This is a genomic window from Candidatus Baltobacteraceae bacterium (assembly GCA_036489885.1).
Taxonomy (GTDB): domain Bacteria; phylum Vulcanimicrobiota; class Vulcanimicrobiia; order Vulcanimicrobiales; family Vulcanimicrobiaceae; genus JAFAMS01.
On record DASXEW010000003.1, the window covers coordinates 1850198 to 1869715 of the forward strand.

Genomic DNA, 19518 nt, shown 5'->3' on the forward strand with positions numbered 1-19518 from the left:
GTGGAACATTCGAAGCGGCGTTCCGGTATCTCGAGCGTGTTGTCGAGAGCGCGAATTGTAACGACGTGCGCCTTGCTTCTAGGCGTAACGGCTCCGGCGCCACCCGCGCAGGGACAGGAGCAGACGTTGCATATTGGCCTCACGCAAGAGCCGGCAACGCTCAACCCCGTGGTTGGGACGCTCGCACTTGAAACCGACGTCGTCCAGTTCATCTACAGCGGCCTGACCCGTTACGACGAACGTGGCAATCGCGTCCCCGACCTTGCGCGGGAAGTTCCGACCCGCGCAAACGGTGGGATCTCAGCCGACGACCGTACGATCACGTACCATCTCGTCCGCAACGCCTTCTGGCACGACGGTGTTCCCGTCACATCGGAGGACGTAAAGTTCACATTCGAAGCGCAGATGAATCCGAAGAACAACGTTGCGACCCGAACGCCGTACGACGAGATCGAACGCGTCGAGACGCCGGATAAATACACGGTACGGCTCATTCTCAAGCGTCCGTGGGCGCCCGCGCTCGATGCATTCAGCGACCGGAACGCCGGCGCGATCGTTCCGGCGCATCTACTTGCAAAGTACGACGATCTCAATCACATCGATTTCAACGGCGCACCGGTCGGAAGCGGGCCGTATAAGCTCGTGAGCTGGCAGCGTGGTAGTCAGATGATCCTTGAAGCCGACCCGAGATTCTATCGTGGTGCGGCCAAGATCAAGCGCGTCGTGCTGCGTTTTCTGACGGCGGACAATACGATGATGATCGCGCTGCGAACGCACGAGATCGATATGGCAGATACGTTGAATCTCTCAACGTATCTGAATTTGGGCAACATCCCCGGCATGGTACCCGCGATCAACGCGAAGTCGTTTTGGGAGCATTTGACCTTCAATACGTCGCGCGCACCGCTTGACGACCGCCGCGTTCGTCTAGCCCTCTGCTACGGCTTTGACGTGCATGAGATTTTCGCGAACGTCGCGCACGGTTTGGGGCTGCTCGGGCCGACAGCCGAGAATCCGGCAACGCCGTGGTTCAATCGGAAGCTGAGCTATTATCCCTACGATCCCTCACATGCCGCGCGTTTGCTGGACGAAGCCGGATGGAAGATTGGTTCCGACGGCATTCGTGTCAAGGACGGAAAACGATTGAATCTGACGCTCGTGTCGACGGCGGGCAATCAAACGCGCGAACAAACGGAGATCATCCTGCAGCAGCGCTGGAAAGCCATCGGCGTCGACGTGACGATCAAGAACGGGCCTGCGTCAATGGTTTTCGCGTTGGCGGCGAACGGTGGACCTCTGTACTCGGGCAACTTTGATGTGGCGCTGTCAGCATTCGTATTGGCGACGCCGGACCCCGAACAAATCAACGTCAACGAGGAAGACCGCGTGCCGCCGAACGGCAATAATCTTTCGTTCTATCGCAACCACGAATTGACCGAGCTCGAAGAACGCGCCGCATCTACATTCGATGTTCCCACGCGCAAGCGGCTGTACGATCGGATTCAAGGAATCGAGCTGCATGACGTGCCGTACTACGTCCTCCGATGGGCTGCGATCACCGATATGCGCAGTACCAATCTCGAGGGGGTGCGTCCGTCGCTCGTCGGGTCCACGTTCTGGAACGTCGCAGACTGGCAATTCAAGTAATGAGACGTTCCATTCTCGCGAGCGCCCTCATGATGATGTTGGGGGGCGTAGCTGCCGCCGCGATCTCCGCACTCGATGTATCTAAGGTCGATACGACGCCGTCGCTCGATCCGCGCGCACCGGCGTCTGGATGGACGCAGCCGGCGCCGGCGTCATTGACATGGGACGTCGTGCACGCGCGTCCTGCAAGTGAACCGACGGAAGTCCGCACCGCAACGGACGGTCGCTACCTGTACGTGCGCTTCGATGCGAAACAGGAGGGCAAGGTCGTTATCTCACAGCACGGCGACGACGCGATTACAGGTGGAAGCAACGGCACCAACGGGACGTTGTCGTGGAGCAACGACGATGCCGTCTGGGTCGACTTGTGGCCGAACGGCCCGGGCGGATTCGAGTATCAATTCGAAGCCAATCCCGGCGGTTCGCACAACGAGTACTCGAGCGAAAACACCGCGTTTGCACCGCATTGGGAGTCGCGTGGCTCATCTGTTCCAGGCGGCTACGTGGTCACGATGGCGATCCCGCTGAGCGTGATCCACGGCGTGCACGCCGGTTCGTGGCGCGCCCAATTCATTCGATATATTCGCGCGACGGGAGCCGAGTATGTGTGGTCGTTCGATGCAGTGCAGACGAACGCGGACGATGTTTCGCGCGCCGGCACAATTGCGATTCCGGTCGTGACGGTGCACGCAGCGCGTCCGGAACCGCGCGTTGCGCCGTATGCGCTCGGCGCCGTCGCCGCGCCGTCAGCCGGCGGATCGACCTCGCGTATCGGCGCCGATCTGTCGGTGCCGGTATCGGCGACCTCGGCATTTTTTGCGACGTTCCACCCGGATTTCTCGAACGTCGAGCTGGATCAGCAAACGATTTCGCCGAGCGTGTATCAACGCGTCATTAACGAGGTGCGACCGTTTTTCACGCAAGCCGCGCCGTTTTATAACACGTTTAGTTGTGATGTTTGCAATGGATTTCGTACGACGCTCTACACGCCGGCAATTCCCACGCCGTCTCAAGGTTATGCCTTCGAGGGACGGCAAGGCGATTTCGGTTTCGCGAGCTTCGATGCGATCGGGGTCAATCGCGATGATTCCGCCGCTGCTCTCGACTTCACGTCGCCGGACGCACATTGGCAAGCATCGGCCCAACATGTCACCGCTGACATCCCGGGCGTCGTCGATGATGCAGACGAGATTGGCGTCAACTATTCGAGCCTCAAGTATCTCAGCGGGTACGTCAATTTCTCGACGGACCGCGGAACGAACGCACTCGTTCCCGGACAGGCCAACGCAATCGATGCGGGTGGCGGATGGGGGAATCAGAACTTCGCTTTCTTCGCATCAGCCCGCAAAGTCGGCGCGTACTTCAACCCGGTTGACGGCTTCGATTCGCATCCGGACATCGCCGGATATGGAACGTACATTGTCCGCATCTGGACGATGGCGCCGCGAAGCGTGCTGCAATCTGTCGGCATCAGTGGTTTTATGGATCGATATCAGGGATCCGCGATGGGCTCGAACCAGAGCGACAATGCCTCGACCCTCGATATCCTTACGAAGAGCGCGTGGGATCTGCAGCTCGACACGGGTTCCGACTACTGGCGCTTCGGCAATATTCTGACGCCGATCTCGCAGAATGCCGGCTTCAGCTTGACGTACCACTCCGGCTTGCAAAACAACGTCGGCAATTTCCCGGCACACGGCACGTCCGCAACGCCGACGCAGCTTCAATACTATACGGGGCGCTACGGCCTGGGCCGGCTCGACACGTGGCTGCGGACGTCGACGATTCGGATCGGCGATCGCGGCTTTCTCACGCTCGTCGACGACAGCACGTCGCAGTGGATGCCGCGCGGCACGGCCGACAACATCCAATGGTTTGAAGACGTCTCGTACGCATATCAAATCGCGCCGAACTCGTCGCTTGCGATCGGAATCCGGCGCGTCACGGGGAATCCACCGCAACCCAACGGCGGCGGCGATTGCATCGGTCGGTGCTCGAACATCTCGATCGCCTACCACTTACGGCTCAAGAACGAAGAGTTCTACGTTGCTTACGGCGATCCGAACACTCTAGTCAGCGTGCCGCAAGCAATCTTCAAAATGATCTTCTACGTCGGCGGCCAGAAGGGGACGTAGCTACTTTACGGCGAGCGGCTCGTATTCCGCGACGATCTTACGCCATTCGTCCGGAATGGGGATCGATTTCTTCTGCCCATAGTCGTACGCGACGCATTTCATGAACAGTGTCGCCGCCAGAGTGCCGTGCGTCTCGCTCCAGATCTCGTATTCCGTATCGAACGACTTGTTGCCGAATCGAGAAATTCGGCAACCAACGGCGACTGCTTCCATCCATTCAAGGGGCGCGCGGTAGTCGACCTCGAGACGCGCGGCAATGCATCCGCGGCCTCCCGTTATGTCCTCGCCGAGCACCTCTGCAAAATAGGCACAACGCGCGGTTTCCGTCCACCGAATGTAGGCGATGTGATTCGTGTGCCGGAGCATGTCGATCTCAAAGAACGGCACGCGGAAGCGTTCGATATAGCGGTAACCTTCGAGCACGCATCCTCCATAGAAGTCCTGGACAGGCTGAGCCGTGGTCATGTAGAATCCCTGGGTTCGCCAGGGCGCGTAGCTTAGCGGGAGAGCGCCCGCTTCACACGCGGGAGGTCGTTGGTTCGATCCCAACCGTGCCCACCACTTGGCGCTGTAGCTCAGTTGGTTTAGAGCGCCGCCCTGTCACGGCGGAGGTCGTGGGTTCGAGCCCCATCAGCGTCGCCAGATGTAAGCGCAGTGTGTTACCTCCAAATAACGCAAGCGCCGCAAGGAAAACCCGCTCGGTAACCCGGGCGGGTTTCTCCTATATCCAACACGTTCATCGATCGTGCGCACGCAGAGTTTCCCCTTCGGGTACGAATAGTCTTCGCCGGGACGATTCGTAAAGCGCCACGCACCTGGCATTGTAGGCTGCGAGGCTGTGGGCATGGGAACGTGGATTCAGTCGAGCGACAGTACCGCATGGAGATCGACCGTCTTTACCGCCAGTGGGGTAGCCCTCGCGGGGGCAGCTCGGACGTGACGACGGACGGGCCCGGCTCCACGATTCGAATGCTAGTTGAGGTTGACTTCATCGAGGAGCTTGAACGCTCGGGCATCCCATTCGAACACGTATACTTGTAACGTGAGTATGCCGGTAAGCCATCATACCGTCCCACAGGTCTATCTGAGGCAGTTTGCAGATAGGAAAAAACGACTGTTGGCGGTTTCGCGCGATGGCAATGTTACCGAGCAACTTACTCGGCCCAATATCGTGCGCGTGAAAGACGCGACCGCCATCGAAAACTTCTACACCGTCTACACGGAATCGGGCGAGGCTGACGTCGATATCGAGAACCACTTTTCGGACCTTGAAAACAACTACAGGCCGATGATGGATGCTGTGCGCAGCGGGCGCGCGCTTTGCCCGAGTGATAAGGTGCGGATTGCGCTAATGGCCGCTTCGCAAGAGTCGCGGACCGTTGGTCAGATCGAAAGCTGGAGCGAAAGTGTCGAGAGCGAGCTAGGAATCGCCGAGTCGCTGTATCGCGAAAACTTACCGAACGCTACGGATGCAGAGATCACTGAGCGCATGCGATCGTATATTGCCGCCCGCGACACGACGCCGATTCTCGGAGCGCACAGCCCGCGTGACTTAGCGAGAGGATACATCCAGCCGATGCTCGCCGCACGGTTTGAGATGTTCTCACGCATGAACCAGTGCCTGTTGGTGAGTAGGGCGCAAAACTTTATTACGTCTGATCATCCCGTAGTCTGGATAAATTGGGTTCGATGGCCGCCACAGAGCCTTATGGACTACTCGTCGTTGCATCTCGCACAAGAGGTGACATTCCCGCTATCGTCGCGCTTCTGCATTTTGTTCTCGTATCTACCCGTTCGTGATCGTGTAGAGTTGCCGCAAGAAGCAGTAAGCATCGTCAATGCTCGGCAGGCTGTTCGTTCGTACGAGCTTTTCATGAAGCCGACGGAGTTGCAAGTCGTGCTCGACCGATATAGGGATGACATATTCGCCGGTGACGACTGTGTCCGTGGGCCACTTTGGAGCTTCTGTAACGGCGAGGGCAGCATAACGCCGTTCTTTGACGTCGTCGAGTTCTTGGGCTTGGATTTGAAGGACGTCCTTCGCGATAACATCGGATTTATCGAGGGTTTGGCCGATGTCGAAGGCATCGAAGTCGACCCGCGGGTCTATGATCAATTGTGACATTGGACGAGATCAAACGCGCAATCGCGGCGTTGCCTTTGAACGATCGCGCTGACCTGCGGCCGTGGATTCTCGCGCACTACGATGCGCGCGGTTATCCGCAAACCGATAAAGCGAAGGAGCTGGAAGCGAAATTGGGGCAGGCATCGCGCGCAACAAGGTAAGACTCAACTCCCTCATAATCGTGCAAGTGAGCCGAGCTTAGGCGATTAGCCACCCTGCGCGTCGCCAAACTGTCGACAGAATCGACCTGAGCAGGCTACGGGGCTCGGCTGGCGCACGTTTCATTCGGCGCCCAGCGCCGGGAGGGTGATCGTGCCGATTATGTCCGCACCCTGTTTTCCACTTTGCAGCGTGCACGCGGTTGCGACCCTGCAAGACTGTTCTGATTCGCGCGAGCGCACCAATGAGTGACTCCGATGCAAGCGCTCTGTTTGCGCTGCTCTTTTATGCCGCTTTCTTAGTGTTGTTCACAGTAGGTTGGTTTCGCATCTTCCGTAAGGCTGGTTACAACGGTTGGTTGTCGCTCTTGATGATCATTCCAATCGTCGCCATCGGTGTTCTTATCTGGTTTGCGGTCGCGACGTGGCCAAAACAAATGCCGTCGCGAGCAGGACGGTAGTACGATGCCTTTCTACATCGCAATGCTCGGCAGTCCGATAGAATTAGCACTGGTTGTGGGCGCTCTTTCGGTCATGGTGGCGCCGCTCTTGTGTTTCGGCAGCATCTTTCGCAAGGCGGGCTACAACAGTTGGCTGGCACTTCTCATGGTGATTCCTGGGGTGAACTTTGTGATGTTCCTCTGGTTCGCGTTTTCGACTTGGCCAAGTGAACGCGAGTCAGCGATACCCGAGAACGGGAGCGCAGGCTGAGCACGCCGTCAGTATCGCCACCTGAACTCGGCAATGGCAAGGTAGCATCGATGGCGCTGGCGTTCGCTGGCGCAGCAGCAATATACGCCCTGCAATACCTGCCTTACGGTTACTACACGGTTACGCGAATTGTCGTGTTTCTCGGAGCCGGGTTTGGCGCATATTGGTTCGCTCAAAAAAGACTAACGCTGCCGGCTCTTGTCGCCGCTGGTGCAGCAATTCTCTTCAACCCCATATTCCCGATGCGAATGCGTCGTGCCGAGTGGCATACGTTTGATATATGGACAGGGTTGATCTTACTGGGACTGGCTGCATATTCATACCGCCTATCCATACAGAGACCCGGTCCATCGACTTGACGCAGCTAATTCGGAGAGGCCTCGGCACATGATCGCAAATGTCGTCAAAGCGACAGGCAATTCTGGCCTTGCAGTCCTCGGGACGGCCTTCGTGGTCTTGATTTTCGCCGGACCGTGGCTTGTGTACGAAGTGTTTCCTCTTCAAGCGTACCGAGTGACTGAGGCACTGGGGTTTATTGCGTTCCTCGTTGGCGTCGTGTTTGCGATCATTGCCATCGTTCCGAGAGCACGCCCGACTTGCGGCGCGGTGTTGATCGGCGCGTCGTACGTGATCTCTCTATTACTTTGGGTGTGGTCCGTCATTCTCGTTGGCAATGCTTGGGGAATCGTGACGCTCTACGTCGTCAACTTTTTCTTTGGGGTCGGCGCGATCGTCGGTGCGTACGCCGCGACACTACTGGGCGGCAACTGGTCGGCGCTGGGGCAATTGGTCATCATCACCATCATCATCTTTGCTTTTCGACTCGGTGGAGCAGCCTTAACCGGCTCGGAGTAAAGGCGCCTACCGTTGTGTGCCAGATACCTGGCATTGGCAGGGCTACACTAAGCGTAGAAACATAGCTCCTAGCTCCGCTCGTCGGCGCCAGGCCGCGTCCGGCGGGAATCCGGACCCTTGATTAGTGGAGGAACGGATAATGCCAGACCAACCTGGTTTAAATAGTCGTCACCGCGACGAAGACGGTGAGATTCACAAGAAGCGCAGCGACACGCTGATCAAGACCCTGCGAAAAGAATATCGCGAAGATGCGTTTGGCAACGTGCGTAGCGACATGAAGCTCAGCAACTTCTTGAAGCGCGCCGGCGTCGATACGCTGTCCGATTATTTGAAACATCGGCGTTAAGCTGTGTTGCCGGTCGTCCTCAACATAATCTCTGCACTTGCTTCGTTTGCGGCCGCGGTTTTCTGGTTTCGTTCCAGTGGTCCGCTCCCACCTATGGTGGCGTATTTCGGAGGTGCACCGCCGACTGACCCCTTCGTCAAAACCTTGCGACGCGGGATGGAGATGAACCGAATAGCTGCGATGTGCGCGGGCATTGCCGCATTGGCTTTCGGACTTTCGCTCGCAATACAGATTGCTTCAAATTCCCCGGCGGGCTCGCGATGACGTTCTTTGCGCCGAACGATGATTGGGAATGCCCATATTGCCATCGTAGCATTGTACTTACTGGCGCGGACGTCGTGACGAACGATCGTCCAGTACAGCACCAAGTCACGCCAGAGAAGTTCTTTTTCGAACGCGCGCAGAGCGTTGCATGCCGTCGATGCGGAGGTTTCACTTATAGCGTGGGGTTCTATAGGTGCCAACTTGATCCAATGGGTAGGCCAATGATGCAGGCGCAAAATCTAAGTAGGGCAATCACGAATAAGGTGTATTTTGAGGGACGTGTCGTCCCCGCGTCAGACCCAAGAACTTATCCAGACGTTCCGATCCCAGAGGGCGTACTGGTAGACTATCGCGAGGCTCACGCAATCCGGAATCTCAGCCCTAGAGCATCCGTTACGCTAGGGCGCCGTTGCGTACAGGGAATCATTCGCGACTTTTATGACGTGAAGAAGAACTCACTGCACCATGAGATTAAGGAGATCGCGAAAGAACTCGACAAGGAGTTTGTTCAGGCGCTACTTGCAGTGAAGGGACTTGGCAATATTGGCGCTCACCCAGAGAATGATACGGCACTGGTCGTCGACGTTGAGCCAGCTGATGCGGAGGCACTCCTGCGCGTTATCGAACTGTTTATCGATATGACCTATGTGCGTAGGCACAACGAAAAGCAGACTCTTGCCCACATCCAAGCGGTTAATGCGGAGAAGCAAGAACTGCGAAATCGTGATCCCAATGCAGATCATGAAGATGCGTAGCGTGAGGCAGTGGACTAGCGATGCCTGTACCTAGTCGGGGCAAACAAAGAGCCACGAGCGCGAAGGCACGGGCACGACCACACGCTCAGGAACAATCGGTCGATCCTGCGGTTCATTGTGCGCTGCGGCTTTTAGCACTCGTAAGCAAGACACGGCCCACTAGACCGCTCAGGAACAGAACGTCGATTCAGGACTCGTTGGCGCTACTCGCATATTCCCTGGCTTGCGCGAACTGCAGTAAGGAGGTTCCGAAACCGGCACTGTACTGCACGCCGCGCTGTTCGCAGTCGGCATCGACGGTACGCTACGTGCGTGGCTGCCTTAGTGATGGGCGCGTCGAACGCACGGACGTCCTCGAAGGCATAGGTTCGAAACTGCTAATGCTTACGGGCGGTGGTTACCCATCGACGGAGCGAAGATTAACCCGTACGCGACGCGATGAAATCTTTGCGAGAGACGGTTTTAAATGTCTGCTTTGCGGCGCACCGGCCGATCAAATCGATCATATCCGCGGGCACACCGACGACCCGTCGAACTTGCGAGCGGTGTGCCGAAAGTGCAATATCGGTGCAGCGTTCGAGAACTCTAGGACGGTCACGGAAGATAGCGACCCAGAGCTTTACGCTTTTATCGATGGCCTTTTTAAGGAGCTTGCCACACGGATTGCCAGTCCAGTCCCGCTCAAGGTCTGCGACGACGAACGCGAGTGGAATTCATTTCAGAAGCAGTTAATGCCACAGCGACACCAGCGATTTAAGGACATGGAAGCAGAGCGCGAAGATGACTTTGAGGACGTCGACGGTTATCTGTGGCACGCCATGCAGAAGGACGACTAACCTTGCGAGGTTTGACGATTGCCGCGATGGCCTGGATCGCATGGCTCAGTACAGGCCAGGCTCACCAGAGGCGCTGTTTCATTCGCCTCAAGTTCTTGCTAATCGCGAGCTTCTTTCTGGCCTTCGTCACCGGCGTCAAATCCGATCGGGCATTTGCGCAGACCGTTGCACCTTGGGAAGAGAAGATATTGATGGATCACTGCCGCGACGGTAAGCAACTCGTGGCTCTTGAGCATGAGGCAGATACACATATCGGCAAGGATGATCCCATGGATACCTACAGCGCGCCGTTGAAGGCTGCGGCTAAATTGGCGTACGGTTGCGCGAGGACGACGAAGAATGAGTATGCTAAAGATTGGTACTCGTTCTCGTTTGCAAACGATGCTTTTCGCGGCGTCACATCCGCTGATGAGGCTGAACGCGTTTGGCCGCCAATGATTAACATCCTAATCGTGTTGACGCACTCACCACACCCGGATGTGCGGAAGGCTGCCCAAGAAACACTTAGTCTGGCGAAAGCGGCAGAGAACAAAGCTGGCATACATTGAAAATGCATGCGCGTTATCATACAAAGATCGCGCCTAAGGCCTGACCCTCTTCGAAGGCCACTTTTCGTTCGCGGCACGCCCGTCTTGCATCGAGTTTCGCCGGTCGGCGCTCGACGTAGGCTCTAAGGTTCACGCAGTCTGACGTTCAAGCCAACGAGGGTGTCATGCCGGCTTTCTTCGCTGCCGCGACGACCGTGAATCGTATCGCTGCGCTCCCTGTGTTGCGGCACGAACGAAAGGCACGCGGGGTGATCAACCCCGTTCGTGTTCTGTTGGCGCGACGGAACCATGCTCGATAAAACGCGGCTGCGCATCGTTTGGCAAGAAGCTCGGCAAACGCTGGGTCTTCCCGCCGATCTCCAACTCTACGCGCTCAAGACGTTAGGCAACTCGTTCGCTCTGGCGCGCGGCTGTAACGTCAGCGCTCAGGCGCACAAGATGGGCCACCGCTCGACGCGCATGGCGCAAACGGCTTACAGACCCTCCTCACTGACGAGCTACGAGAGACGGTCGATGTGTTCGACCGAAAGCGAGCCACTCCGAGATAGAGCGAGAGTGTTCACAAAGTACGGAGCCTATCGTTGGTCGACGGGCTTGTTTTGGCTTGACCATGTCGAAACGCGCTACCCCGAGAGTAAGTATGGCATCGGTTTCGCGTTTCATGTTGGGGAGTGCGTGTGGGACGTACCGACTATCGTTGCCGACCAAAAATCATAAGCGCGGCAAGTATCCCGAGCACGATGATCCACTGACTGTAGCGGTCCCAGAACCGACGGAGCCTGCTTTTATTACGCTCGTGTAGTCGTTGGTTGGCCTGGTTGTATTCGATTGTAGGCGCGGGCGGGTAGGGGTTGATCCCGTAGTGTTTCATCACAAAGCGCTCCGCGTCGCCCTCGTTGTACAGCCAAGTATCAAGCCATGCATCCTCTTTCGGGATGACCCGCCCGTTACGCCAGCCGCAATTATGTCCACCCGGAGCGTCGTGCGCATAAGGGTTATCGCAGCGCGGTGTTGTTTTCGCTAGCTCTTCGGCGCGCTTGCGGTCAGCTTCGAGCTTTATTTTGGCATCGGCCGTCAGGTACGCGACAATACGGTCCATGATGTCAAGGACCGGCGGTTCGTGGCTCCGTCTATCGCTACTCATGGGCGTAACCCGGCGTACCTCCGTCGCTTACAGCCCGATACCGTTGAGGCAGATCGCAGGCGCTCGCATCAACGCGGGTGCCTTTCTATGCGCCCATTATGATGTGAGCCAAGACTTCGCCGCTCACCGCGTCCTTGATTCCCTCGTAAACGACGTTATATCTAAAGGCGACATCCTTCGTGTCGGAGATCGACGCAAAGAACGTCTTGAACGTGGGCATGGTCTGCCTGCCTCTCAGCTACGCGCCGGTTAACAGCAGCGCGCCGAGTTTCCCCCAAAGTTTCCCCTTCGACGGTGCGTTTCTGGGGTATCTCATGCGGTTCCATGTGCCTATTTCGTGCGGGGCGTGCGGGGATTTCGCGTTCTGTCACGGCGGAGGTCGTGGGTTCGAGCCCCATCAGCGTCGCCAGTTTCGAAAACCCGCCCGACGCACGCCGGGCGGGTTTTCTTGTGCGTCCGTTGCACCAATGGACATGCGCAGGCTCGCGCTGTACGCGGTCGCAATCGTGCTCGTAGGCGCCGCAGCACCACGCGTTCCGTGGTTTACACCGTCGCAGGCGCTTAGCGCGCTCGTGCGTGACGACCAGAGCGTTGCCGGTTGCATGCAGCAAGATGCAAAGAACCTCCGAGCCGGAATAACGGTCTCCGCAATCGCGTCAAATCCGAAGTTGGCGCTCGTTCAAGTGATGGCGTCGTGCGTTTGCGGCGCTCAGAATTGTCCTTTTTGGGTTTATCGCGTCGACGGCGGCAGCGCGAAGCGTCTCGTCGACGGGTTCGTGATCGACGTCAGCATGGTTCCACGCTCCTCGGGACCGCCGGACATTGTCGCAGTCGCACACGACAGCGCGCTCGTCACGGACGGAACGCGGTACGCGTATCGTAATGGAACCTACGTCGCGGTCGACTCTTGGCGGAGCCGGGGCGACACGGGTGCGCGTAAGCCGATGTCCGTGGCGATCAAGTTCGTTCCCGGCACTTCTTCGACGCATCTCGCGGGTGCGGTATCCGTAGGATGGGGTGACGTCTACACATTTGCTGCCTCTGCGGGACAACGGCTAACGACTTCTTCCTTGCATCCCGCAAGCGACATCGATGTCGAACTTTTCCCCGAAAACAGACTGCCGGTTCACGTCCTGTTGAATGGCAAAGGCATCTTCTTACCGGCGACCGGCACGTATCAGTTGACGGTGGATCCGGCGACCGCTGGCTATGCCGACAGTGTGCACTACAGATTTACACTAGAGATTCAATAGCAGAAGCAACTGTCGACAGTACCTGTGTCGCAAGGTAAGCGTGTTCTCTGTCGGCGCATAGCATAAGCACGTTTCGGAGGTGGAACGTGATGATTTCTAGAGTCACCGCCTTTTTCGCCATGCTCTTGTTTGTAGGATGTTTTGCAGGAACGTCGCTTGCGCAATCGCCGGCCGTTGTTCCTTCGACTGCACCAAGTCCTGATGTTGAGCCATCAGCGACCGAGGCTCCGGGAATACTCGTGCCTGGCGGTACAATTGTTGCAGTGTCGCTGACGGAACCCGTATCGTCGGCAACGGCAAAAGAAGGCGATCAAGTCGCAATCAAAGTCACCAAGGAAGTTGACGCTGGTGGCTGGCGTGTGATTCCGAAAGGGTCTCCGGGCCATGCAACTGTTGAGACAGTTGAAACCGCAGGTAGCAATGGACATGGTGGCCAGCTCGGCCTAGTTGTCGATTGGGTCTATAGCGAGGACGGCGGCAAGGTCAAACTATCGCCAAGCAATCACGCGAGCGAGAACGGACAACAGAAGGGCGCCGCCAGTACGGCGACGATCCTCAGCTACGTCCTACTCGGGCCGTTAGGTCTTTTTGCGCATAATTTCGTGCGCGGCCGGGACGCGACGATAGACACTAAGAAGGTTTTCCAAGTCTTCGTCGATCGTGATGTGCACGTCGTCACGACTGCCAAGGCCTCGGACGTCGGCGACCGTTTTGACAAATAGCGTGAGCCACGGCAGCTGGCGTAGAGAATTGGCACGATGTTTTCATTGCCGAAGTCGGCGCGTCGGCGGCGCTGATCGGTATCCGTGGCTTCCGCCGCGCGCAGCCCAAGTGCTCATTACATTGATGGGGGTGCTCTTGACCTCGTCGATCGCGCTCGTTCCCGATCAGAGCCACATTGTGCTTGGCGTCGAGCTGATTCCAGTCAACGTGCTCATTTGACTCGCGTGTCTTTCACTTCACCCTGCTCGTGATGACGGCGGGATCGTTCGTCCTATTCCTCGCGCAGAACGGACTCTATATATAATTCGCTAACGTCCAAAATGAAAAGACCCGCCAGCAAAGCGGACGGGTCTTCGGGTAAAGAAAAGTCCGGTGGCTACTTCTTTTTCTTTTTTGTCGCTTTTTTCTTAGCTTTTTTCTTAGCTGCCATGATGTTTGAACACCCCCTTCCTGACGTGATATCGATTGGTGTCTATTTTGCCACGCTCACGTTCTGCTCCGCTATCGCGGCGGTGACGGCGGAGCCGGGGGCGCGGGAGCTTGCGGTCCCTCTATGCGTGCGGGCGCGACTGTTGATACGCTTTCGTTCGGGGTCGGTGCCGCGGTGGGCGTTTCAGTTGACTCGGGTACGAGCGTCTGGCCGCCTGAGGGGACGGGCGTCATCGGAGCGAGGCTCTCCGCCGGCGTCGGGAGCGTCGTCGCAAAGGACGGCGAGGGAATCGGGATGAGCGTCGCGCTCGAAGGCAAGCCCCTGGGTGTGGGAACAGGCGAAGCGGACGGCGTTCCAGCCGGAATCGGCTTGCTGAGCATCACGCCGAAAAATGCAGCCGCGATGCAGACGGCAACCATCGCGGCGATGATGATCCCGCGACGAATCCCTATGACCGGTACGCCGTCCCAGTCGTTTGCGAGTATCGATCGAAGAAGTCCGTGCGCCCGAGTGCTTCGACTGCCGACTGATCGAGCGCCGTTGCGGTCGTGAAGTGATACTTGATCAGGAAGCTCTTCATCAATACCTCGAGACGAGGCGAACCTCGTTGAGCGGTGCCTTATAGGCAAGGATCCCTTCAGCCATGAACTCACGTTGGACGTCTTGGACGGTAGCAAGATCGATGCGCAGGTCGGGATAGAAGTCGTAGCGCGCGGACGCGCGGATGACCTCGATGGGCTGCTTCGTGTACTTTGCGTATGCGGCAAGCGCATCCGGCGCAAAATAACTCGCACCTTGAAGCTCGGTCGCGGCTTTTCGACACGCAGCTATCGCCGTGTGAGCGAGGTCGATCTTATCGGTCAGACTCGGACCGAAGAAGATGCCGGAACCTGAGATACCGGCGGGCGGATAGCCGATCGTGCGCGCCAGGTTGTCGCGCGCAAAAGCTTCTGTGAACGGCGACGACGTGAATACGGCGTCGATCGCTTTGCGCTGGAGCGCGACGGCTTGATCCGGATTTGCGATGTTCACGCTGTCGATATCGTTCAGCGTCAATCCCGCGGGCCGTAAGATGCGAGCGACATAGTAGGCCGACACGGCGCCTGCGCCGCCGATCCAACCGATCTTCTTACCGCGCAGCGCCGGGAGCGTTCGAATTCCGGACTGCCACAAGTCTTCGCGCACCATGAGGGCGCTGGGATGTCCCGCTTTGGGCTGGTAAGCGGTCGACGCGACGAAGCGCACGTTCAGATCGCGCGCGACGGCATTGTAGAAAGCAGCTGAGAGCGCGGCGGCAACCAGATCGATTCGCCCGGTGGCGGCCAGCGCCATCGCATCTTGCCCGGCGACGACCGGTGTGAGATCGACGTCGAAGCCTTCTTCTTTAAAATAGCCGCGCTCCGCGGCGACGAACACGGGCGCGAACAGCGTCGAGGGGACGTAGCCGATCTCGAGTCTTGTGGTCCCGGCGGCACGCGCGGGGCGGGACGCCGCAGCGACAAACGATGTCGCAGCGCCGGACAGGAAGCGTCGGCGTGAGCTCATTACCGCGGGCTTCGCCGCCAGGGGACGAAGACGTTCTCGAGCGCATTGCCGGCCAGCGTGAGCACGTAGCCGAGCAACGAGACCATCACGAGCGCCACGTACATACGCTCGACTTGAAGCGTCTGCCATGCATTCCAGATTTGAAAACCGAGCCCGCTCTTGGCGGCAGTGAACTCCGCAGCGACGGCGAGTACGATCGCGATGCCGATCGAAAGTTTGATCCCGGCGAAGACGTTCGTTAAAGCTCCCGGCAGCAGTACGTTCATATAGTACGAGGTCCGTCGAATCTCGAACGAACGCGCAACGTCCAGATAGATGGGCTCGATCTGGCGGACACCGGCGGCCGTGTTGATCAGCATGATGAAGAAGACGCCGATCGCGACGATTGCGTACTTCGAACTTTCGCCGATCCCGAAGATTAGGAGAATCAGCGGAAGAATCGCGATCTTCGGGATCGGGTAGAGTAACGCCACGATCGGTTCGAGGATTGCACGAGCTATCCGGTTGACGCCCATGAGGAGACCGATTGCAACACCGGGGATGCCGCCGATCAGGCAGCCGACGATTACGCGCTGTAGCGTCGTCCAGGTGTTCGAGACGAGCTCGCCGCTTTTCAAGAAATCGACGAAGTCGCCGACGATCGAGCTGGGCGCCGGAAAAAAGCGCGCATCGAGCAGGTGCACGCGTACGACGAACTCCCATAGTGCAAGCAGCGCGACCGGCGAGACGAACCGAAAGATCCGCTCGATCACGTTGCGCGCTCTTGGCGTAGCAGATGCCAGATGTGCACCGAGAGCCGGCCGAACTCCGGATCGGCGCGCAGCTCGATCGGATCGCGCGGACGCACGAACGGAACCGTCACGACTTCGCGGATCTGTCCAGGCTGCGCCGTCATGACGATGATCCGGTCCGAAAGCGCCAGCGCTTCTTCGATGCTGTGCGTGATGAAGAGAACGGTTTTACGGTCGCGTTCCCAAAGTGCAAGCAGCTCACCCGCCAGCAGGACGCGCGTTTGTTCATCGAGCGCGCCGAAGGGCTCGTCCATAAACAACACTTGCGGGTCGACTGCGAACGCGCGCGCAACCGCGCCGCGCTGTTTCATGCCGCCTGAGAGCTGATACGGGTAGGCGTCTTCGAAGCGCGTCAGGTTAACGAGATCGAGTTGTGCCGTAACGCGACGGCTGCGTTCGCCTGAATCGATGTCGAGCCGGTCAAATGCAAAGTCGACGTTCTGGCGCAGCGTCATCCACGGGAAGAGCGAATATTCTTGGAAGACGGTCGCACACGGAAGCGCATCCGGACGATTGTGCGTCGCGTTGACGTCAACGCTTCCGGCCGTGGCTTGATCGAGACCGGCAGCGATACGCAACAACGTCGTTTTGCCGCAGCCGCTCGGTCCGACGATCGAAACGAACTCGCCGTCGCCAACCTCGAAGTCGATACCCTCGAGCGCAACAGTGCCCGATGCAAAGACTTTACGCAATCCGTGGATTGCAATGCGTGGAAGTTCGGCCACGTCCGCGCGTTCAAAGAAAAAGGCTTGAAGTCATTTTCTTCAAGCCTTTCACATGGTGCCAAGGGCCAGAATCGAACTGGCGACACCGCACTTTTCAGGCGCGTGCTCTACCGACTGAGCTACCTTGGCGAGGGCCGGTTCCGGTTCAACGCTGGGAGCGGAGAAATCCTGGAAAGGGCGCTTATCAGGCGGCAAGGAACCCTGCCCTCCCTCCGTATGCGAGTCTTTCTCGTCGGCGCTATTTGCGTGGGAATCTTGCTCCATCTCACCACTCCAAGCAAGGCGCAAGCACCGCGGAACTCACTGGCGCAGCAATATGGCGTTGTCTTGCGCTCGTTCAATGCGAGCCTCACGCCGCCGGTTGCGATCGACATAGCGCAGCATGTTCTGCTGCTGGCATCCTATTATAGTCTGGATCCGCGACTGCTCGTCGCGATCGTCGGCGTCGAGTCCGGTTGGCATACACATGCCGTCTCGCCGTCGGGTGCGCAGGGGCTCGGACAACTCATGCCTGCAACCGCCGACGGTCTGTCCGTGCAAGCGTTCGAGAAATACGAGAACCTCGACGGCACCGCGCGTTACATTCGGCGTTTGCTCAACGAGTACGCGAAGCTTCCGCTCGAGCGTCGTTACTCGCTCGCAATTGCAGGTTACAATGCGGGCCCGGATGCGGTGCGGCGCTTCGGCGGCGTCCCACCTTACGCCGAAACGCAAGCCTATGTAGTTCACGTCCTCGGCCTATGGCGTCAGCTTCGAACCCAACTGCCCGCGTTTGCGCCGGCGATCCCGGTGCTCGTAAGGGCACACGCTCCCGCGATTGCCGTCAAGCATCTGGTACCGCCGGCAACGGCGACGACGAGCGTCAGCGTTGCAGCGTTCCCTCCGATCGACGCGCAAGCGCTCGGTGCGCGTGAGCGTCACGAGCTCGAAGGCGATGCGGTGTTGCCGCGGCCGAAAAAGACGATTGGGCGCTGGCTCGCGAGGGCCTTAGGAGTCCACTAGCTCGGCGCGAATGCCGCCGGAGAGATGAGACCACTCGAAGGCATCCGCGTTATCGAATGCGGGACGATCATCGCCGCACCGTATCTTGCGCTGATCCTCGGTGATTATGGCGCCGACGTCATCAAAGTCGAGCATCCGAAGGGCGACAACATGCGCGGCAACGGCCCGCGCGAGAACGGTGTCGGGCTCAACTTCAAATTCTACGGGCGCGACAAACGCAACATCGTGCTCGATCTCTCGAAGCCGGAAGGACAAGAGATTCTGCGCGGCCTCGCGCTCAAGAGCGACGTTCTCATTGAAAACTTCCGCCCCGGTGTCATGGAACGGTGGGGAATCGGATGGAACGATCTTCACGCGCTCCACCCGCGTCTCGTCATGGCGCGTATCACGGGATTCGGACAATTCGGGCCGTACGCGTCGCGCGCGGGCTTCGGCACGCTTGCCGAAGCGATGAGCGGATTTGCGCACATCAACGGCGATCCGGATGGTCCGCCGATGCTCCCCGCTTTTGGCATGGCAGACTCGATCGCCGCGCTCGCCGGCGCGTACGCCGTCATGCTCGCGCTCTATCATCGTGACACGCGCAATGCGGGCGGGCAGATGATCGACATTTCACTCATCGAACCGATCTTTCATATCCTCGGTGCGCAGACGACGATTTTCCAGAAAACGGGCGAGATTCAATTTCGGAGCGGCAATCGCACCAAGAACAACGCGCCGCGCAACATCTATCGCGCACGCGACGGACGCTGGGTCGCGATCTCGACGAGCGCCGACGTGATCGCGCGTCGCGTCATGCATCTCGTCGAACATCCCGAAGTCATTGACGAGCCGTGGTTTGCGAGCGGCCGCACGCGCGCCGAGCACACCGAAGAGCTCGATGAGATGGTCGGTGGCTGGATTGCGCGGCGCGATGCGGACGATGTCATCAAGGCGTTTGAGGAAGCTGGAGCAGCCATCGCGCCGATCTACGACGTAGCGCAAGTACAAGCCGATCCGCAATATCAAGCGCTCGAAAGCATTGTTACGGTGCCGGATGAGGATCTCGGCGCCGTGCAAATGCAGAATCTGCTCTTTCGCATGAGCGAAACGCCCGGTGAAGTCCGCGCGGCCGGACGCCGAATCGGTCAAGACACCGACGAGGTTTTAAGGGAACTTTTAGGCCTGAGCGACGAGCGTCTTCGCAAGCTCTACGAATCCGGCATTACTGCGCCGGCAGAGGAGGTGGCATGAATCCGTTTTTTCAGAAATTTGTTGCGATGCTCGTCGACGAGGCAAACGCACGCGGCGCCGGTATCGACGCTCCCACGATGGACGACCGTACGGCAAAGGACCTGCTCGACCTCGCGCGCGTCGTTGCGCACTCGCAGGAGCGGCGCTTTGCACCGTTGGCATGCTACCTAGCCGGCGTCGCAATTGCGACGATACGCGTGAAGCAGCCACAGCTCGATATCGGCGATTATGTCAAAGCGCTTCGCGTTGCGCTTGAACCACAAGAGGACTCAGGTAGCAATCCCGTGTAGGA

General features: G+C 58.4%; 22 protein-coding genes and 3 tRNA genes. 18 read left to right on the forward strand and 7 right to left on the reverse strand.

Going from position 1 to position 19518, the window contains the following annotated elements; all coding sequences use genetic code 11:
- Both VGG22_15085 and VGG22_15090 read left to right on the forward strand, forming a co-directional pair.
- A complete protein-coding gene (locus VGG22_15085) occupies positions 1–1647 on the forward strand; it encodes a peptide ABC transporter substrate-binding protein (protein HEY1729700.1) in 1647 nt (548 codons plus the stop codon).
- Entirely contained in the window at positions 1647–3782 is a 2136-nt protein-coding gene (locus tag VGG22_15090) for a hypothetical protein (GenBank protein HEY1729701.1), read from the forward strand. The genes VGG22_15085 and VGG22_15090 overlap by 1 nt, the downstream gene beginning before the upstream one ends.
- Here VGG22_15090 and VGG22_15095 read toward each other — a convergent pair whose 3' ends face one another.
- Entirely contained in the window at positions 3783–4247 is a 465-nt protein-coding gene (locus tag VGG22_15095) for an acyl-CoA thioesterase (protein ID HEY1729702.1), read from the reverse strand.
- Between the two features lie 21 nt (positions 4248–4268).
- On the opposite strand from VGG22_15095, the gene VGG22_15100 reads away from it, so the two are divergent.
- The 10 genes from VGG22_15100 to VGG22_15145 all read left to right on the forward strand — a co-directional run bounded on the left by VGG22_15100 (position 4269) and on the right by VGG22_15145 (position 10380).
- Positions 4269–4343, forward strand: a tRNA-Val gene (locus tag VGG22_15100).
- Between the two features lie 3 nt (positions 4344–4346).
- Positions 4347–4424 (forward strand) — tRNA-Asp (locus VGG22_15105).
- A 406-nt stretch (positions 4425–4830) separates the two neighbouring features.
- Positions 4831–5904 (forward strand): DUF4238 domain-containing protein, encoded by a 1074-nt coding sequence (locus VGG22_15110; protein ID HEY1729703.1) that lies wholly within the window; start codon positions 4831–4833, stop codon positions 5902–5904.
- Positions 5905–6310: 406 nt separating this feature from the next.
- On the forward strand, positions 6311–6526 hold the full coding sequence (locus VGG22_15115) for a hypothetical protein (GenBank protein ID HEY1729704.1): 216 nt from the start codon (positions 6311–6313) through the stop codon (positions 6524–6526).
- A gap of 4 nt (positions 6527–6530) precedes the next feature.
- Complete coding sequence (locus tag VGG22_15120; GenBank protein ID HEY1729705.1) at positions 6531–6776, forward strand: hypothetical protein; 246 nt, start codon at positions 6531–6533, stop codon at positions 6774–6776.
- 387 nt (positions 6777–7163) lie between these two features.
- On the forward strand, positions 7164–7631 hold the full coding sequence (locus VGG22_15125; GenBank protein HEY1729706.1) for a hypothetical protein: 468 nt from the start codon (positions 7164–7166) through the stop codon (positions 7629–7631).
- Between the two features lie 139 nt (positions 7632–7770).
- A complete protein-coding gene (locus tag VGG22_15130; protein HEY1729707.1) occupies positions 7771–7977 on the forward strand; it encodes a hypothetical protein in 207 nt (68 codons plus the stop codon).
- A 488-nt stretch (positions 7978–8465) separates the two neighbouring features.
- Positions 8466–8996: a DUF4145 domain-containing protein gene (locus VGG22_15135; GenBank protein ID HEY1729708.1), complete on the forward strand. Its 531-nt coding sequence runs from the start codon at positions 8466–8468 to the stop codon at positions 8994–8996.
- Positions 8997–9376: 380 nt separating this feature from the next.
- On the forward strand, positions 9377–9832 hold the full coding sequence (locus VGG22_15140) for a hypothetical protein (protein ID HEY1729709.1): 456 nt from the start codon (positions 9377–9379) through the stop codon (positions 9830–9832).
- A gap of 11 nt (positions 9833–9843) precedes the next feature.
- Entirely contained in the window at positions 9844–10380 is a 537-nt protein-coding gene (locus tag VGG22_15145; protein ID HEY1729710.1) for a hypothetical protein, read from the forward strand.
- A 691-nt stretch (positions 10381–11071) separates the two neighbouring features.
- On the opposite strand, the gene VGG22_15150 is transcribed toward VGG22_15145, so the two are convergent.
- Together VGG22_15150 and VGG22_15155 are read right to left on the reverse strand one after the other, a co-directional pair.
- Positions 11072–11479 (reverse strand): hypothetical protein, encoded by a 408-nt coding sequence (locus VGG22_15150; protein HEY1729711.1) that lies wholly within the window; start codon positions 11477–11479, stop codon positions 11072–11074.
- A gap of 130 nt (positions 11480–11609) precedes the next feature.
- Entirely contained in the window at positions 11610–11744 is a 135-nt protein-coding gene (locus VGG22_15155; GenBank protein HEY1729712.1) for a hypothetical protein, read from the reverse strand.
- 253 nt (positions 11745–11997) lie between these two features.
- Here VGG22_15155 and VGG22_15160 point away from each other — a divergent pair, with 253 nt between their 5' ends.
- From VGG22_15160 to VGG22_15170, 3 genes are all read left to right on the forward strand, one after another.
- Positions 11998–12777, forward strand: coding sequence for a hypothetical protein (locus VGG22_15160; GenBank protein ID HEY1729713.1), 780 nt, complete (start codon positions 11998–12000; stop codon positions 12775–12777).
- Between the two features lie 89 nt (positions 12778–12866).
- Positions 12867–13499: a hypothetical protein gene (locus VGG22_15165; protein ID HEY1729714.1), complete on the forward strand. Its 633-nt coding sequence runs from the start codon at positions 12867–12869 to the stop codon at positions 13497–13499.
- Positions 13500–14053: 554 nt separating this feature from the next.
- Positions 14054–14482 carry a hypothetical protein gene (locus VGG22_15170; GenBank protein HEY1729715.1) on the forward strand — a complete coding sequence of 143 codons (429 nt, stop codon included), beginning with the start codon at positions 14054–14056 and terminating at the stop codon, positions 14480–14482.
- Positions 14483–14509: 27 nt separating this feature from the next.
- Here VGG22_15170 and VGG22_15175 read toward each other — a convergent pair whose 3' ends face one another.
- The 4 genes from VGG22_15175 to VGG22_15190 all read right to left on the reverse strand — a co-directional run bounded on the left by VGG22_15175 (position 14510) and on the right by VGG22_15190 (position 17120).
- Positions 14510–15475: an ABC transporter substrate-binding protein gene (locus VGG22_15175; protein ID HEY1729716.1), complete on the reverse strand. Its 966-nt coding sequence runs from the start codon at positions 15473–15475 to the stop codon at positions 14510–14512.
- Complete coding sequence (locus VGG22_15180) at positions 15475–16227, reverse strand: ABC transporter permease (protein HEY1729717.1); 753 nt, start codon at positions 16225–16227, stop codon at positions 15475–15477. The genes VGG22_15175 and VGG22_15180 overlap by 1 nt, the downstream gene beginning before the upstream one ends.
- Complete coding sequence (locus VGG22_15185; GenBank protein HEY1729718.1) at positions 16224–16991, reverse strand: ABC transporter ATP-binding protein; 768 nt, start codon at positions 16989–16991, stop codon at positions 16224–16226. The genes VGG22_15180 and VGG22_15185 overlap by 4 nt, the downstream gene beginning before the upstream one ends.
- A gap of 53 nt (positions 16992–17044) precedes the next feature.
- Positions 17045–17120 (reverse strand) — tRNA-Phe (locus VGG22_15190).
- Between the two features lie 117 nt (positions 17121–17237).
- On the opposite strand from VGG22_15190, the gene VGG22_15195 reads away from it, so the two are divergent.
- Genes VGG22_15195 through VGG22_15205 form a run of 3 tightly spaced genes read left to right on the forward strand, consistent with a single transcriptional unit; the run spans position 17238 to position 19516 of the window.
- Positions 17238–17993 carry a lytic transglycosylase domain-containing protein gene (locus tag VGG22_15195; GenBank protein HEY1729719.1) on the forward strand — a complete coding sequence of 252 codons (756 nt, stop codon included), beginning with the start codon at positions 17238–17240 and terminating at the stop codon, positions 17991–17993.
- A gap of 24 nt (positions 17994–18017) precedes the next feature.
- Positions 18018–19226 carry a CoA transferase gene (locus VGG22_15200; GenBank protein ID HEY1729720.1) on the forward strand — a complete coding sequence of 403 codons (1209 nt, stop codon included), beginning with the start codon at positions 18018–18020 and terminating at the stop codon, positions 19224–19226.
- The gene (locus VGG22_15205) at positions 19223–19516 is read left to right on the forward strand and encodes a DUF6457 domain-containing protein (protein HEY1729721.1); all 294 of its coding nucleotides are present in this window, start codon (positions 19223–19225) and stop codon (positions 19514–19516) included. Before VGG22_15200 ends, VGG22_15205 begins: the two co-directional genes overlap by 4 nt.
- Positions 19517–19518 lie beyond the last annotated feature (2 nt).